Consider the following 15,137-nt stretch of genomic DNA (forward strand, 5'->3'; position numbering starts at 1 on the left):
CGGTACGCCTTCCCGGGTGTGTCCGCTTACCCGGGCCGGCCCCCATTGGGGCCTTCAAACTTCCGGGCCCCTTTGAAGTTACCCCCCCGCTTGGGGTTTTTCCCCGGAGCCCTCCGGTTCCCCACCCGCTTCGCCCGCACCAATGCCCCTCCCCCTCTGGACCCCCCCCCCCCAGGCCGGCACGGCTGCCCCCCCCCCCAACCCCGCCCCGCCGAAGTCCACCACGTTCACGCCATTGGTGTTTGCAATGCCAAGCGGCCGGTCGCCGGTTCCCGGACCATAAAAGCCGTCATAGTCGAGCGAGGTGCCCAGAGCGAGCGCAAGGTCACTGCGGACAAGCGCTTCCATATCCAGACTGGATTGCTTCAGCGTGCGACGGGTGATCTCCGAATAAGCCGCAACGGTCTTCGGCGAGAACTGACGCTGCCCCAGGCTCAGCAGATCCTCGGTCGCCTCATCGTCTTCGCCGATCCAGTAGCCGGTGGCACCACCCTCCTGCGTCGGAATATCCGGATTGCCCACCAGCCCCATAAGCGGGGTAGCCAGTTGCAGCAGGATGGTCCGGTTGCGGAGCATCTGGATAAAGCTTTGCGTCAGCAGCGGATTTGCAATTGCATTACCGCCAGTGTCTGCCGGGGTGGCACCGCCGCTGCCGGTGTTAAGCGGAGCACGCATCAGTACATCCGTTGGCACCATGATACCCTGCGCATCCCGGCCCAGAGCTTCAGCGGCAGCGTCGGACGCTTCAAATTCAAAGGCCGCAGCTTCCTGGGCCGCACGGTCGGCGGGGTTTGCAAGAGCCCGGATAGCACGCAGAAACGAAAACTGGTCGGCCTCGCCATCAGTAAGGCCAATGCCGGAGCGCTCGGTGATCTGGCGGTTTTCGATGCTGCGCTGGTGCAGATGATCGAGCAAGCCGTCGCGCATTTCCTGAACGCCACGACCCTCCGCAATCATCCGCTGGGCCAGTTCCGGGGCACCATACTCGGCACCCAACTCGTTCAGCTCGCGTACACGGGTGCGCTCTTGTTCACGCCCACGCTCCACGAGCGCCACCTCGCTCTGACCGCCACCGTCACCGCCGGAGCTTGCGCCGCCCCCTGCACCGCCATCGGTACGTTCCAGCACCTCGAGCACTTTGACGATATCGCCGTTTTCATCCACTTGTGCGCGGACCTTGTTGCCTTGCGCATCGCGGGTGATGATCTCATGCATCTTGTTGTCCCTTTGCTGATTGCCCGCGGACTGGTCCCCCGCGCCTGCATCTTCCCCCGCAGTCTGCCCGCCTGCGGTCTCGCCGCCCTCTGGCGGAATTTCCATTTCTCGCCCCACGCCGACGCTAGGGTCGGCCGGAACAGCAACGATTGAGATTTCAAAAGGTTCCCACCGGGTCACGGTGACCAAGTTCGGCTGGCCTTCCCGGATCTCTTCCTTGATGGTGTGGACCTTGTAGCCAACCGACACATGGCGCCGGATGCCGTCGGCCACGTCCTGAAAGATTTCCTGGGCGCGGGCACTCTGTCCGAAGCGGACCACGGCCCGGCCGACGCCATCACCATCGACACGCGCGCTTTCGACAACGCCGATTTGATCGTCCCAATCGTGGCTCAGCAGCAGCGCGCCGCCGTCGTTCAGCCGTTCGAGGTTCACCGCGCTCGCATCATGCGAAAGAACTTCTTCGCCGAACCAGCGGCGAACCGGCTGGGTGCTGGAAAAGGCCAGCTCGACGGTGCGTTTGCCCTCGTCGATCTCGCGCACCTCGCCCATCCGCCGCAGCCCGCCGCCCTCACCGCGCGCGTTAATCTGCTCCGCTGTCAGTGCCCGGGTCAGCGAGCGGCCGATCAGGTCAGCTGCCGTTCTTACTTCCTTCGTCGGCCCCTTCACCGGTGGCTCCGGCTTCTGGATTGGCTGTTTGGCCATTGCCCTGCCCTCCTTTTGATTTTGCTGTGATCAGCGCCATGATGATTTCTTCGGGGATTTTGGCTGCGCGCATGTCTTCGATATCCCCCGCAATCTCTGCGTAGACTTCGCGCGGATCCCGGCCGCGTTCTCGGATGACCTGGCCGCGGGATTTGAAGAAGTTCTCGACAGCGTCGGCGTCGGCCTTCACGTCCTTCGCCGGGTCGATCCACTGCCACCGGCGCGCCTGAAACATCACCGACAGGAACTTCTGCCGTTTCGCCGCTGGAAGTGCGGAGCCGTTGTCCAGGGTGATCCGCTGCCGCAGGAGGGCCACCTCGAGCCAGCGCTCATAAACCGGAATGGCAAAGGCCTCGATCAGGCTTTCCTGCAGTTCCTGCCAATGATCCCGCTCGCTCAGCACGCCATGCCGGATGCTCGACAGGTTCACACCCTCAAGATCATTGGCCAGATCGTTGTAAGCCACGCCCAGGCCGGTTGCGATCCCGCGCAGCTGATGCTTGGAAAAGACAGCCATTTCGCCATTTGGATAGGCGGTTTGCGTCCCTTTCAGGCGCGCGCCCATGGGCAATTCCTGATAGACACCATCCTCACTGTCGATTTCAAATTCACGCAGCTCGTCGTCGCCGTCTACGCTATCTTCATCGTCTTCATCGTCGGCAGGGCCGTAGCCTTCAGCCCATTCGATCACACCAAACTTTTTGGCGCTTTCGCGGGCATTGTTCAGCGCACTTTTCTCGAAGTCGCCCAGCTGCCGCATCCGCAACAGTGCAGTCGCCATCCAGGGCAAGCCCCGTTTCTGGCCGACAAATTCCTCCTCGAACCAATGGACGATCTCGTCAGCGGGCACCCGGATAAAGGCCCGGCCGGAATAGTGGTAATCAGCCTGGGACTGGTCCAGCGTTGTGAAGTAGTAGGCAACCGGGCGGCCAAGCTTTGTGTATTCGATACCTGCTCGGATAAAGCCGCCGCCAGGCCGCCGGTCCTCGTCGAAGTCTACCGGACACAGAACCGGGTCCAGCACCTGCAACGCAAATCCCCAAGGCCCGGCATCGCGGCCATAGACAAGCCGCACCATGAATTCTCCGTCAGTGCAGAGGCCGTTGACCAGAGTTTTCTGGATCTGCCGGAAAGACCGGCGCCCCCTTACATCGCAGTTCCGCCCCCGGCACCAGTCAATCCAAGCGCGTTCCAAGGCCGTATTCGCCCCGCTATCTAACTTGCCTTTTCCGTCCCGCGCCTGAGCTTGCAAAACAAACCCGCGCTGTCCAATCAGGTTGCGCCTAGCACTGCGCTTGAAGGCCTTGGCATAGTCGTTATTGGCGGATTGCTCCCGCGAGCGCGCCACCAGAACACGCCAGTTTCGGCGGATGATCTGATCCGCAGGCATGGGTGTGCTTGTCCATCCGCTTGTGAGACGGTCGGTTTCAGCCGCCTGAAACATGCGTGTGCCGCGGCGGCGAGGCGGCGACAGCATGGGCGGCGCCCGGCGCTGCGGTTCCGGCTCGGCTGTCGGTGTCGTTCTGCTGAACCAATTTCGGATCATTTCATTCGCACCTTGATCATGCGACCGAGACGCCGCCCTTTCCGGGCGGCTTTCTTACTTGCCAGCTCGGCACGGTACCGGTCGCGCAGCTTCATGAGCTCGCCAAGCGGAGTGCGCTGCAGCGAGCGGTTGTTGATCTGGTAGCTTTGCTGGTCGATGGTCGCGCGGTTCTCGATCACCGCCTCGATGGCATCCAGAACCCGCTGCACATGGCCGCGCCCGTCATAACCTGCAACTTGCGCTGACAAGTTCGGTGCGACCCGCACCTCCCCGGCTTCCACGGTGATCACGTCGGCGCCTTTGCTCGCGCGCAGTTCATAGCGGTAATGGCCCGGCTTCCAATCAGCGGTAGCACTGGCCAATGCGTGCAGCGCGTGGTTTTCCTCCTCGCCAGTCCCTGCCAGGTCAATTTGACTGGGCCCCCGCATGATCAGGGACACGGACCACTCAGGCGCCGGGTAAACCGGCAGGCTCACTGTCTGCCGGAAGGTTACCCCCGCGCCAATTTCTGCAGGAATTGCGCCCACGATTTTGCCCTATTCATGACTGCGGCGCCGCCTTCGCTTTTTGGTTTTGAACCGGCGGCGCTTTTTTGCAGTCTCTTCCCTGGGTGGACTTGTTTCCTCTGGCGGATTTTCCCTAGCCTCTTCCCCGGCCTCGGCTTCCTGTTCGATCTCCTGCTCGATTTCCTGGCCCTGCTCTTCCAGGCCTTTCAGCAGACGCCTGATGTTTGGCCGCAGGATCCGTAGTGCAGCATAGGCATAAACCCGGCAGTCAAAGGCCTCATTGCGCGGGCGGACGTTGTGCCATTCCCGGATGGGAAAGCCCTTCAGATACTTCGTGCGCAAGGTCTCGGCCGTGAACATGTCATACCAAGCCGGATCGCGGCCTAAGGGGAAGTGGCAATGGCCTGGCCCCGGCTCAGGCACCCGCGCGAACTGGGCGACAACGACTTTGGCCTCGTCCACGCCAATCGCATGCAGCCAGACAGGGCGCACCCCGCGCTGCTTGACCTTGCTGGGCTGGGTGACAATCGGCCGCCCCCAGCCACCCACGCCTTTGATCGCCCAAACCTTCCGGCCCAGCCGTTTGCGGGCGTAATCATAGGCCGCCTGCGTCCGCCCGCCCTCGCCGCCAGTGTCCAGGCACGCGGCAGAGATCCGCAGCTCGGCACCGCTCTCATGCTCCCAGGTCTCGGCAAGCAGTTCGTCCAGCTCGTCCCATACGTCCTGCTGCAACGGGTCGCCCCACAGGACTTTGTAGTCGACGGACCAAGACTCTTCGCCCAGCCCCCAGCCGACGATTTCCACTTCAAGCCGGTCATTCTGCATGTCGATGCCCGCCGTCAGCACACCCGCACCCATCGGCACCGGCGCTTTGAATTCTTTGGCACGCGCCATCAACACCGACGACTCGAGCTGGTCGCCCTCTTCTTCCCAGGTTTCCGCCAGCGACACATTCACAAAGGTCTGCAGATCGTTTGCCGCCTTCTTGTCCAAGAAGGACTGCACAATGTCTTTCAGGTAGCGGAAACAGCTATAAAGTTCGGACAGATGGTAAGAGGCATGGCCGCGGAAAGGCTTCTTTGCGATCCAGCCGCCGCCCTGTTTCTCCGCGTTGCGGATCGCCGCGCAGCGCTCGCCATCGTTCCAGGCGGTGCCGCAGCCGTCGCCCTCGCAAAGATAGGTGGCAGTTTCCGGCAAGTGCTCGCCATTCTCATCTTTGCACCAGGTCACCTGCGGCCATTTCAGGGTTTGGATATGGCCGCAGTGCGGGCAAACCACATGGAAATGGCGCTGATCCCCTTCAAGAAATGCGGTCTCGATCCAGCTCTCTCCCTTGATCGTGGGAGTACTGATTTCGAACAGGAGTTTCTGGTCGCCAAAGGTTGCCGCCCGCTGCCACAGCAGGCCGACCGGGTGCCCTTCGCTGGTCCGGTCATAGCCATCCGTCTCGTCGCACACGATGAACGGCGCCGACCGGCCGCGCATGGTTTTCGGCGAACCCGACCAGCTGAACATGAGAAACCCGCCCGGGTAACTCTTCATGCGCTGATTGTTCACACCATCCCGGCCGCGCGGCTTGGCCAGGACCTCCTGCAGTCCTTCGTTCGCCTCGACCATGGGATTGAACTTGGTCTCAAGCCATGTGGTCAAATCGCCCTGGCTGGGCTGCATCATCATTTGGGAAACGGGGTTGAACCCGATCCGGTAAGCTTGCGCCGCCAGGCCCGTCTGCGTTTTGCCAACCTGTGCGCCCCACATCAGCGAGATACGGTCGCACCGCGGGTTCGCTGTCATGTCGATCACTTCCCGCTGATACGGGGCGTTGTCGAACCGCATTGGCCCCGGCACGGCATTGCCGACCGGGATTCTGATATTGGCCTCAGCCCATTCTGAGGGCAGCAGGTTCGGAGGCGGCCGCAGGAATTCCCGCGCGCGGCGGGTCGCGCGGACTACCGCGCGAGCATTGGAGAAGTCAGCCCGGGCGTTCACTCACTGTCCGCCCCTTCTGCCTCGCCGTCCTCACCGTCATCGAGATACAGGTCGGTTTCTTCCACAAGATCCCGGTCGGCCAGCGCCTCGAGCACATGATCGACTTCCTCACGCATCTTTTCTTTGAAAGCGGTCTCTTCGGTCTCACCCATGAGACGGCGGGCTGCCCGCTGCGGAAGCACATTGCGGATACCTGCGCGCACCTCGCCAAAGGCCTTCGTCAGTGCCCGCTCGTACTGTTCAACCGGCACGACCTCGTCTTTCGCCTTTGCCAGATCAAGTTCCGCCTGTTCTGTCTCGGCCGCCAGCTTACGCAGCTGCAGCTCGTCTTTGCTCGCGTTTGTGGTGTGGCTGGCCTGCGCCCGGATATCATCGTCCCGCCAGCTGCGCACCTCCGCAGTGTTGAAAATCCACGCCCGGCCGCGGCCGCCGCGCTGCACCACCGGGCAACCACGGCGCACCCATTCGTCGATAGTTGGCAGCGAGACACCGTTGATTTCGGCAAGCTCGGTGCGGTTTACTTCTCTTCCCTTGGATTTCTTTTTCTTTCCAGCCACTTGCGCCCCCAACGAATAGAAAGCCGTGCCTCTGCGCCAAGGCAGGTGTTTTTACATCCCGAACCGGATTAGATGTTTTCTTTCAGAGACTTGCGCGGGCTATATAATAAACAACCCCTATCCCCGGCGGCACGCACACATAATTTTCTGCGGTTCGGCCTACCCACGTGAGATCCCCCTGGGGAGGGACCCATTTTTGTTACCCTGCTGAAGCCTGAGGCGAGGCTTGCAGCGATCTGCGCGGGGGTTGGCAGCAGCCAGCCCAGCAGCGCGACCAGCAGCAGCCAAGGCGGCGGATCCTCCTGCACAACAACCGTCTGCACTGCTTCGCTGCGCACGCTGGTGCGGCCTGCGCTCTGCTCTATGGTGCGAGCCTGCGGCCGGGTGATCTTCTGCTCTGTAATAACCGTCTGCCCGACGGTCTGCGTGTTTGTGCGCCCCGCTTGGATATTGGCCGCCACGTTTGGCGCCCCTGCTCCAAGGCTGGCAAGGCGCCCAACTGGCGACCCGCAGGCCACCAGGGCGAGGCAAAGGGGAACACAAACCCGCCAGTGCATTAAGTTAGCCCTACAAGGCACAGGGCGTGCTTACTGTCCGCGCGGCGGTTCTCGAGGCCGCGGATACGCTGGCCACCGGCCTTGACCCAGCGGCGCAACTCATTGCAGGCGCCGACGTAGTCGCCCGAATTGGCCTTTCGCATCATGGTCGACCGGCACACCGGCCCGGAACCGACATTGAAAGCCAGTTCCAGCATGGAAGCCTGAACGCCCATGGGAATGTGCTTGTTCGTCATGCACGGGGAGATTTCGGCGTAGAAGGTCTGAACATCTTCCTCGAGCCGGTCGACGCACTCTGCCATTGTCGCTGTGTCGCCCAGCTGCACCCCATTGGTGTCGCCGAAACAGATGGTCGGCACACCAACGATATCGAGATAGGCTTCCGTCTTCACGCCCTCCCATTTGGCGATAAAGGGCGTCGCCATTGCGATCACCACAGCACCGGTCGCCATGCCGCCCATGGTTCGGCGCCGCACCGCCCCGCTGGTGTCGGTCAGAAAGTTTTTCAGCATTGTCAGCCTGGTCTGCACAACCAGGCGCGCCGGAATGGCCAGAACGTTGATCACTGACGCCACGACCGCAAACCAGACCGGATTCCAGCCCAGCTGGGCGGCCGTTACCATGCTGAAGAAAACGCCAGCCATCGAGACCAGCGCGGCCAGCACCATCAGACGCACCGACCACGAACCGGCCAGAACGGCTTTCCAATTAGGAATGAGTGACAATTCCGCCTCCTATTGGCTATCAGGGAAAAAACTGGGCGCCGGGGCTGACCTGCGGTCCAACCGGGCGCGAATGTCGACAAGGGTTTCGAGAATACGGTCGAGCGTCGCGTCTTGGGCGCTGATGCGCTGTTCGACCTGACGCAGCCGCGGGCTGATGTTGTCGATCTGGTTTTCCAGCCGCTGGAAATCATCCAGCGCAACGACCTGCCCTTCGAGCCGTTTGATTGTGGCCTCAGTCACCGACATACGCGTGTTGAACTGCCCCCAAGCGAAAGCAAGAGACGTGAGGATCGTTGCCAGGCTCAGGACGGTACCCAGCGAAATGCTTTTGTTGATGATAGGTTGTGACATTCCGGCGGCCTTGCTTATTTTTGAGCAAGATTGCGCATTACGTGTAGGTTAGCCTCTGGCGGTATTTCCGCTCAGTGGCCCGAGTTAGAAGATGCAATTTCAGATCGTACAGGACGTTTTGGCGGCACGCCGGACTTTTGACCGTCCGCTGCGGATCCGAAGGGGTCGACAAAGAACGGTCGCTTCAGGCCCGATGGGCGGGAAGCCGACCTTCGCTGCTTGCGCGCAACGAGTAACCCAAACATTGAAAAAGGAACATTCATCCGACAGAAGATTGCATTCTGTATTGAAGCATGCACTACGGTTCGAGCCGGACAATAGGTTTCCTATGGGTCAAAAGGCGACGGTTTCAGCCACTCGCGCACAGTCTGGAACGGTTGAGCCACCTATCTGGTAGGTAGGGTGCCATTGGTTCGCAGCTCCAGAGAGTACTCTGCGTTACATCTCTTGCTAATGCGCGATCAGTGCCCCAGGGTCATCAGGCATCCTCCGGCAAGCAATGAGCGCTACAAAATCGTTTTATTTCAATGTGTTAACTAAATACCTGATCGCCTTTTACTTTTCCAGCTACTGCGGATAAAGTCTGTGCGGAAGAGGCCTTCGAACTACTTTGCCGCCATTCGATTAAGGGAACTAATAGATGGTTTTGCCACCGAATGAATAAAGAGATATCGAATGGGATTGACAGCTTTTCATATTGCGCTGTCCCAGCTCAGTTCCAACCGAATAAGTTCTTCCCTACTGACACGAGTGCTCCGCTTTCAGAGCTTCTGGAGCTCTATAGCTCATCGGCGGGCAAACCTCTTGAAGTATCCTTTAGAGAATTAGTTCCGTGGGTATATGGAGGAAGTCGCGCGAGCCACTATCTGCACAGCTACCCAGCAAAGCTCCTTCCTCAGATAGCTCACTTTTTCTTGGCAAATGAAGTACTCTGCCCTCGTGATGGCGTGGTTCTAGATCCATTTTCTGGTTCCGGGACGGTCGCCCTCGAAGCTGTTCTCTCAGGGAGAGACGCTTACTATTGTGATGTAAACCCATTCGCAAGATTATTAACCAAGTCCAAAACCACTGCCATCCCCCCTTGCGATGTGGACATCGCAATGAAAAAAGTATCGAAGGCGTATCTCAGTTGCAGTTCAGACGCGTATCCTGACGTTGTAAATCTATCTTACTGGTACAACGAGGGTACCAGTTCACACCTTTCTAAGTTAAAACATGCCATCTCAGCTGTTCCAGCAGAAGAACTCCGCGCTCTTCTGCTTGTATGCTTTTCTTCTGTCGCTCGGAAACTTAGCAGAGCTAATCCAAGATTCTCAGTCCCAGTAAGATTAAAAGTAAACGGCGAACCGGTAGACGTCATTGCAAGTGCTCAAGAAGTTTGGAGCTGTTTCGAAAAGACCGTTGAAAAGGCAAAGCGTCAAATCTCAGGGTTGTCAGAAGTTCACTCATTGGGTGAAACGCACCTGGTATCAGAAAACGTACTCAATCTTGGAGATGGCTGGCCTTCTACACGAAAGAATTATGGCGAAGTTGACATGGTTATCACCTCACCACCTTATGCTGGGGCGCAAAAATATGTCCGTGCCACGAGCTTATCGCTGGGTTGGTTGGACCAAGTCAAGTCTACCCAATTGAAATCCATCGAAAATCAAACATTGGGTAGAGAACACCTTCCTAAAACCGAGACACTGAAGCTCAAGCCAACATCCATTGATGAAGCCGATAAAATCATCAGATCCATTTCCGAGAGCAACCAAACCCGCGCTGCCATAGCATCTGTCTTTCTTCGAGAAATGAAGGAGGCTGCAGAAAACATTATGAAGGCTTTAAAGGGTGGCGGATACGCAGTCGTGATAATGGCCGACAATACCATCTGCGGGCGACACTTCCCGACAGCGAATTTTACAGCAAAGTTGTTCGAAGATGCTGGAGGGGTCAAAATTTTAGAAGTACGAGACAAAATTGTATCAAGAGGTCTTCAAACCAAGAGAGCCTCAACTTCATCAAGTATAAGTCACGAAACAATCACCGTTTTTAAAAAGGCATAATTCTTTGGACGAAATCGACCAGCTGCTTGGGTTCGATCAGGATCATCCAGCAGCCCAGCTTGTAGATACTTTTAGTTCATTGAAATCCCGGATCACAATTTTAAACGCACGATCTTGGGAGAATAAGCTTCGTTGGAAGGAGGTGCAAAGTTGGTTAGACAACTTTGATGGCAAATCGGGCTGCTGCCCGGAAACCGAAAGACTACACGCGCTTTTTTTGCTTTCCCAGTTTATGTACTATGGAGGTCGTGAAGTCAGGGTGCTGCTTAAAGCCTTATACCGAGAAATGATTGTGGTTCCTTTCGTTCAGCGTGCACGGGAAGCACTCGGAAATACGCGTGATTTGCATGCAATCGAACCTGAATTCAATAGGTTGCTACAGCAAACAAGAATATTAGGCATCGGAAACCCATCAGAAAGTGGCCCACATCTACTCTACTTCTTTAGACAAGAGAACTCCTTGTCAAAAGATCGCTTTATGGGCGCTTCGGAGATTGTGAAGGCAGAGCGTGCAGAGGGTGGAGCATTCTCGCGCTCCATTCGTTTTCCGAACGTAACCGACTACTTTTTTATCGATGACGTTTGCGGTTCTGGTGAAACCGCTAAGAAGTTTTCTGAAAGCGTACTCGAAGAAATAATAGATATGTCGGGGCATGGAAACATCCGCTTCCACTACTACTGCATGTTTGGAACCGAAGGTGGGATGAAGGCTATACGCGAAAACACTGTCTTTGGAAGAAATTCTGGTGCTATTTATGAGCTTGACGAGACATTTGGGGCTCTGTCTGAGAGTTCAAGATTCCTAAAAAATCATCCCAGTGACATCAGCCCTCAAACCGTGCGACAAATATGTTTGCACTATGGTAGTCTGCTCTGGCCTGGGCTGCCAGGCGGCTTTGACAACAACCAGCTTGTCCTTGGCTTCGGGCATAACACACCCGACAACACGCTACCGATATTCTGGGGTCATCCTGAACATGGAGCGAAAATTCCTTGGAACCCTGCGTTCCAACGGCACTGGAAGTACGGATACTAGATCAATGATGCAAAACCCCTTCGATACCCCAAAGGCGTCGCACTTCACCGCGGATGAAATCCTTGATCTCTATGTGGACGCTGAAGGTGACAATGAAGAACTAGTCAACGGCCTTCTCGAACCGACATCAACAACGCCCTTGCGCTTGTTGGGCGGCAAAGGAAGTGGAAAAACCCACTTGCTCCGGTATTGTTCGCATTCAGTAAGGCGGAGAAAGTACAAGGGAGATCTTGTTTCCGCAATAAAGAGCGATGGTTACATCGGACTTTATGTGGATTCAGGTGCTCTGAATGCACAAAAATTTTTCGGAAAGAGGCTGGAGAGAGAACAGTGGCAAAGTATTTTTGGCTACTATTTCGAAATGTGGTTGGTGCATCATTTTCTTGCGGTGATGAAGCAACTTTCAGATCAGGTTGATGGAGAACAGTTTTTTGACACTGGGGTTTTTCTCTCCTCAGTTCGGGGATGTTTTGATGTCGACGTGTCAGAAAAATTTCAAAACATAGATGAATTCTCCGACTACCTAACTGCGCTGCGCAAGGATGTCGACTATCGGTCTAACAATGCAGCTTTGAGAAACACCTTTGAAGACCTGGAAATCCTCTTTTCTCCTGGGAGATTGATTTTCGGAACGGCTGAAGCTTTCCGCTCAGCTTGTCCAGACATAAAGGGTGCGACAGTTTGCTACATGATAGATGAAGTTGAAAACTTTAGCGAGCTCCAACAAACCTTTTTCAATTCATTGATGCGCTTTCGCGAAGGCCACGTCACGTTCAAAGTCGGAGCAAGACTGTATGGCATTCTTACAAATGACACTATGAACGAAGGAGAGCCGATTAAACGTGGATCGGAGTTTGTTGAAGTACACCTTGATGACCATCTGCGGGATCTCGGGGAGGCAGCTTATCGGAATTTTGCGACAAAGCTTATAGCGAAGCGCTTGAATCAAAGTGGAATCAATTGTTCCACTGAGAGAGAGCAAAATCTTTCGCAGGAATTTGAGAGTGTTGATCCAGCCAACGATTACGCTGCAGAGTGCCTGAAAATACTAGGATCGACTGACAAAGGGGGGCGTGAGAGACCTTACTTTAAAAAACTTCGGTCCACACTTTCAAATAAAACAAATATTACACCCAATGCAATTGATGACATTATTGAAGGACTGAAATGCGAGAATCACCCCTTGGTGGAAAAGGCTAGTGTGCTCCTATTTTTTAGAGGTGCCAAGAGGGAGACAAATGACGCAATCGCCGCGGCACAAGAAATTTCCGAAAGTGCAAGAGCATACACATCTGGTGACAAAGCAAAGGGAGGGAAGCACGTTCGTGTGCTTGACTACTACAAATCGGATCTCTTAGCCCAACTATATCGGGAAGCAAGGCAGCCGGTTGCCTATTGTGGTTTTGATACGATCGTTACTCTCTCGCAGGGCATTCCCAGAAACCTTTTAATGCTGCTCAAGCATATCTACCGCCGCTCATCATTTGCAGGAGAAAACCCTTTCGAAGGGGGTGTTATAAGCAAGGAATCACAAACAGATGGAATTAAGGATGGTGCGCAATGGTTTTGGGAGGATGCTCAGCCAGAAGTTAATGCGGCTTCAGTTAGGCTAAGTGTCGAGGCGATCGCTCGATTATTCAGGACCGTCCGCTACAGCGCAAAACCTTCTGAACCCGCTTTGTCTGCCTTTAGTATTAGAGAAAGCGAGCTCACTGAAAACGCACGAAAGACGCTTAGAACTGCAGAAAACTGGTCCTACTTAATCCACATCCCTCATTCAGGTAGCGACAAGAACACTGAAGAACGACGCTACAAGTACCAGCTCGTTCCAATGTTGGCGCCCAAATGGGACGTGTCTTACGCACGTCGTGGCACCATTGAACTGGATGACGATTTCTCAAACGCGCTCTTTGATGAGGAGAGGCGCGAAAACCTTGGCGTTCTGTTCAAGAAAAGAACCAACCCAATGCTGGAGAGCGGTATATTCAAAGTTGATGCAAATCAAGGAACTCTGCTGTGATTTCAAGTGCTGAACTTGCTTACTTGGTTGATGCAAAGCAAAAAATAACGAACTTTGATGATTTGAACAATATTGATGTATTTATCTCCGCCTTTAATGACAGTGAGCGGGTTAGATATGTTTTTAACGAAGTGGTGGCCAAGGAGAAATTCTGGTGGATTTTGCCAGAGTACAATTATTCAGGTGTAGATTTGGGGGTCATCCCCGCATCCGACAAGAGAGTCGAGGGGCTGCCAGAAAATGAAGCTGAACTGATCCTCCAAGGAGTTGACAGCTCGGGAATCACAGATCCTTCAAATTTGGACATTTGCATCGACATAACGGGCTTTATGCGACCGCATATTTTTATGTTGCTGAAGTTTTTTGAGACCCAAAAAGCAAAATCTTTGACCATCTTATATTCAGAACCGGAGCGTTATTCCCGGGGGGCCGACACAAGCTTTTCCCTGAAGGATATTCAAGATGTGCGTCAAGTGTCTGGGTATGAAGGAAGCCATATTCCAGACACGAGCAAAGATGTTCTCTTACTAGGTGTCGGATATGATCACCAGCTTATGGGGCAAGCTATTCGCTTTAAAGAGGGCGCTCGCCTGCTCCAACTCTTGAGCTTGCCATCTTTGGCAGCCGACATGTACCAAGAGAGCCTAATTCGCGTAGATCGTGTGGACACAGACGAGTTAAACCCTCCTGGCAGAACCGAACAGTTTTGCAGTGCGAACGATCCGTTCCTTGTTGCAGCTAGCGCTTCAAAACTTTACCATAGAGAGCTGAGAAACGGTGGAATAACAAACTTCTACCTCTGTCCGTTAGCTACAAAACCACAGGCTCTTGGATTTGGTCTTTTTTATCTTCGTGAGCTTGTTGATACCGCTTCTAGCGTTATCTTTCCTTTCCCGAGGCGCTATAGTAAAGAGACTTCAAAAGGGGTTGGTAGGATTTGGCGCTACCCGATCGTATTCTAGCTTCCGAAGCCTCGCAGGGACGTTAACGTTGGCTGCTGCAAATTATTGTGTGTTAGCGTCGACTTCGATTTTGCCTCACTTTCTGAGCATTCGAATTTCTCTTCTGTGAGGCTACCGTGTTGTGCGGCTGCCTGGGGCTGTGGCGAAAGGCTGTGGTCATTCCTGCTGAGGAAGTACTGCGTTGTAGATCAGCGGTAGATTTTCCGGGCACTGCTGCAGCCGTTCGAATGCCTGATGATGAGCTCTTTGCCGGAGAGCCTATAGAAGGTACTGAGCTCTGAGACACCGCACCTACCTTCTATGCGACTATAAGTTGATGTACTGAACTCCAACACATGTTTCACTAACTTTGGATGATGAGCTTACTATGGGATTGTTAAAAAGCTGGTTTGCGGTCGCCAAGGGCGCCTGGATATCCATGATCCTTGGATATAGCTGGGTCCTCTTTTCGCTCCTCACTGATTGGAAAGTACCCGCTTCTGGAGCAATCTTGATCTGTGCCAGCTTGATTGCAGAAATCCGTTTGACTGGCCAAGAATGGAATCGGCTTGCAACACGGTTTCCAATCGACAGATTGCACAAAGTCGAAGGTTCGGACGAGACATTTTACAGGGCTGGCGAAGTTGTCATTAGGAACTCGAATGAAACTCTCGATTGCCTGCGAGCAGTTGCCCGAGGAAAAAACGTTGCTCCGGGTGGATTCTATTGGTCACTTTCAGGAGCAGCCGACGATGTAAACCAAGTCGTAAACTGGTTTATTACTGTTTCCGCCATACTTGGCTCGGTCCTTTGGGGATACGGCGACCTCCTGTTTTCCACCTAACTACTACAAAGTGTCTGGACCTCCAGCAGCCAGACCGCGCGCCAGCAAAGCGGGCTTTGGCGAGGACAGATTGTCACTGCCAAGGAACAGGGTTTTG

General features: G+C 55.1%; 13 protein-coding genes. 5 read left to right on the forward strand and 8 right to left on the reverse strand.

Going from position 1 to position 15,137, the window contains the following annotated elements:
- Window positions 1-78: 78 nt before the first annotated feature.
- The 8 genes from RA20_RS19105 to RA20_RS19140 form a co-directional block, all read right to left on the reverse strand.
- Window positions 79-1,920: a phage major capsid protein gene (locus RA20_RS19105; protein ID WP_052249082.1), complete on the reverse strand. Its 1,842-nt coding sequence runs from the start codon at window positions 1,918-1,920 to the stop codon at window positions 79-81.
- Complete coding sequence (locus tag RA20_RS19110; RefSeq protein ID WP_052249083.1) at window positions 1,847-3,466, reverse strand: phage portal protein; 1,620 nt, start codon at window positions 3,464-3,466, stop codon at window positions 1,847-1,849. The genes RA20_RS19105 and RA20_RS19110 overlap by 74 nt, the downstream gene beginning before the upstream one ends.
- Window positions 3,463-3,993, reverse strand: a complete 531-nt coding sequence (locus tag RA20_RS19115; RefSeq protein WP_039132464.1) for a hypothetical protein — start codon at window positions 3,991-3,993, stop codon at window positions 3,463-3,465. The genes RA20_RS19110 and RA20_RS19115 overlap by 4 nt, the downstream gene beginning before the upstream one ends.
- Window positions 3,994-4,002: 9 nt before the next feature.
- Entirely contained in the window at window positions 4,003-5,961 is a 1,959-nt protein-coding gene (locus RA20_RS19120; protein ID WP_039132466.1) for a phage terminase large subunit family protein, read from the reverse strand.
- On the reverse strand, window positions 5,958-6,518 hold the full coding sequence (locus RA20_RS19125) for a terminase small subunit (RefSeq protein WP_052249088.1): 561 nt from the start codon (window positions 6,516-6,518) through the stop codon (window positions 5,958-5,960). The genes RA20_RS19120 and RA20_RS19125 overlap by 4 nt, the downstream gene beginning before the upstream one ends.
- A 68-nt stretch (window positions 6,519-6,586) precedes the next feature.
- The gene (locus tag RA20_RS19130) at window positions 6,587-7,075 is read right to left on the reverse strand and encodes a bacteriophage spanin2 family protein (RefSeq protein ID WP_193748877.1); all 489 of its coding nucleotides are present in this window, start codon (window positions 7,073-7,075) and stop codon (window positions 6,587-6,589) included.
- A complete protein-coding gene (locus RA20_RS26005) occupies window positions 7,075-7,800 on the reverse strand; it encodes a lysozyme (RefSeq protein ID WP_152618559.1) in 726 nt (241 codons plus the stop codon). The genes RA20_RS19130 and RA20_RS26005 overlap by 1 nt, the downstream gene beginning before the upstream one ends.
- 9 nt (window positions 7,801-7,809) lie before the next feature.
- On the reverse strand, window positions 7,810-8,151 hold the full coding sequence (locus tag RA20_RS19140; protein ID WP_039132470.1) for a hypothetical protein: 342 nt from the start codon (window positions 8,149-8,151) through the stop codon (window positions 7,810-7,812).
- Between the two features lie 656 nt (window positions 8,152-8,807).
- Here RA20_RS19140 and RA20_RS25500 point away from each other — a divergent pair.
- The 5 genes from RA20_RS25500 (at window position 8,808) to RA20_RS25510 (ending at window position 15,040) form a co-directional block, all read left to right on the forward strand.
- On the forward strand, window positions 8,808-10,199 hold the full coding sequence (locus tag RA20_RS25500; RefSeq protein WP_152618560.1) for a hypothetical protein: 1,392 nt from the start codon (window positions 8,808-8,810) through the stop codon (window positions 10,197-10,199).
- Between the two features lie 4 nt (window positions 10,200-10,203).
- Complete coding sequence (locus RA20_RS25505; RefSeq protein WP_152618561.1) at window positions 10,204-11,235, forward strand: phosphoribosyltransferase-like protein; 1,032 nt, start codon at window positions 10,204-10,206, stop codon at window positions 11,233-11,235.
- A gap of 4 nt (window positions 11,236-11,239) precedes the next feature.
- Entirely contained in the window at window positions 11,240-13,255 is a 2,016-nt protein-coding gene (locus RA20_RS19145; protein WP_039132472.1) for an ORC-CDC6 family AAA ATPase, read from the forward strand.
- On the forward strand, window positions 13,252-14,217 hold the full coding sequence (locus RA20_RS19150; protein ID WP_039132475.1) for a hypothetical protein: 966 nt from the start codon (window positions 13,252-13,254) through the stop codon (window positions 14,215-14,217). The genes RA20_RS19145 and RA20_RS19150 overlap by 4 nt, the downstream gene beginning before the upstream one ends.
- 367 nt (window positions 14,218-14,584) lie before the next feature.
- Window positions 14,585-15,040, forward strand: a complete 456-nt coding sequence (locus RA20_RS25510; RefSeq protein WP_152618562.1) for a hypothetical protein — start codon at window positions 14,585-14,587, stop codon at window positions 15,038-15,040.
- Window positions 15,041-15,137: the final 97 nt, after the last annotated feature.

Origin of the sequence: Leisingera sp. ANG-Vp, from assembly GCF_000813725.1 — a bacterium.
Taxonomy (GTDB): Bacteria; Pseudomonadota; Alphaproteobacteria; order Rhodobacterales; family Rhodobacteraceae; genus Leisingera.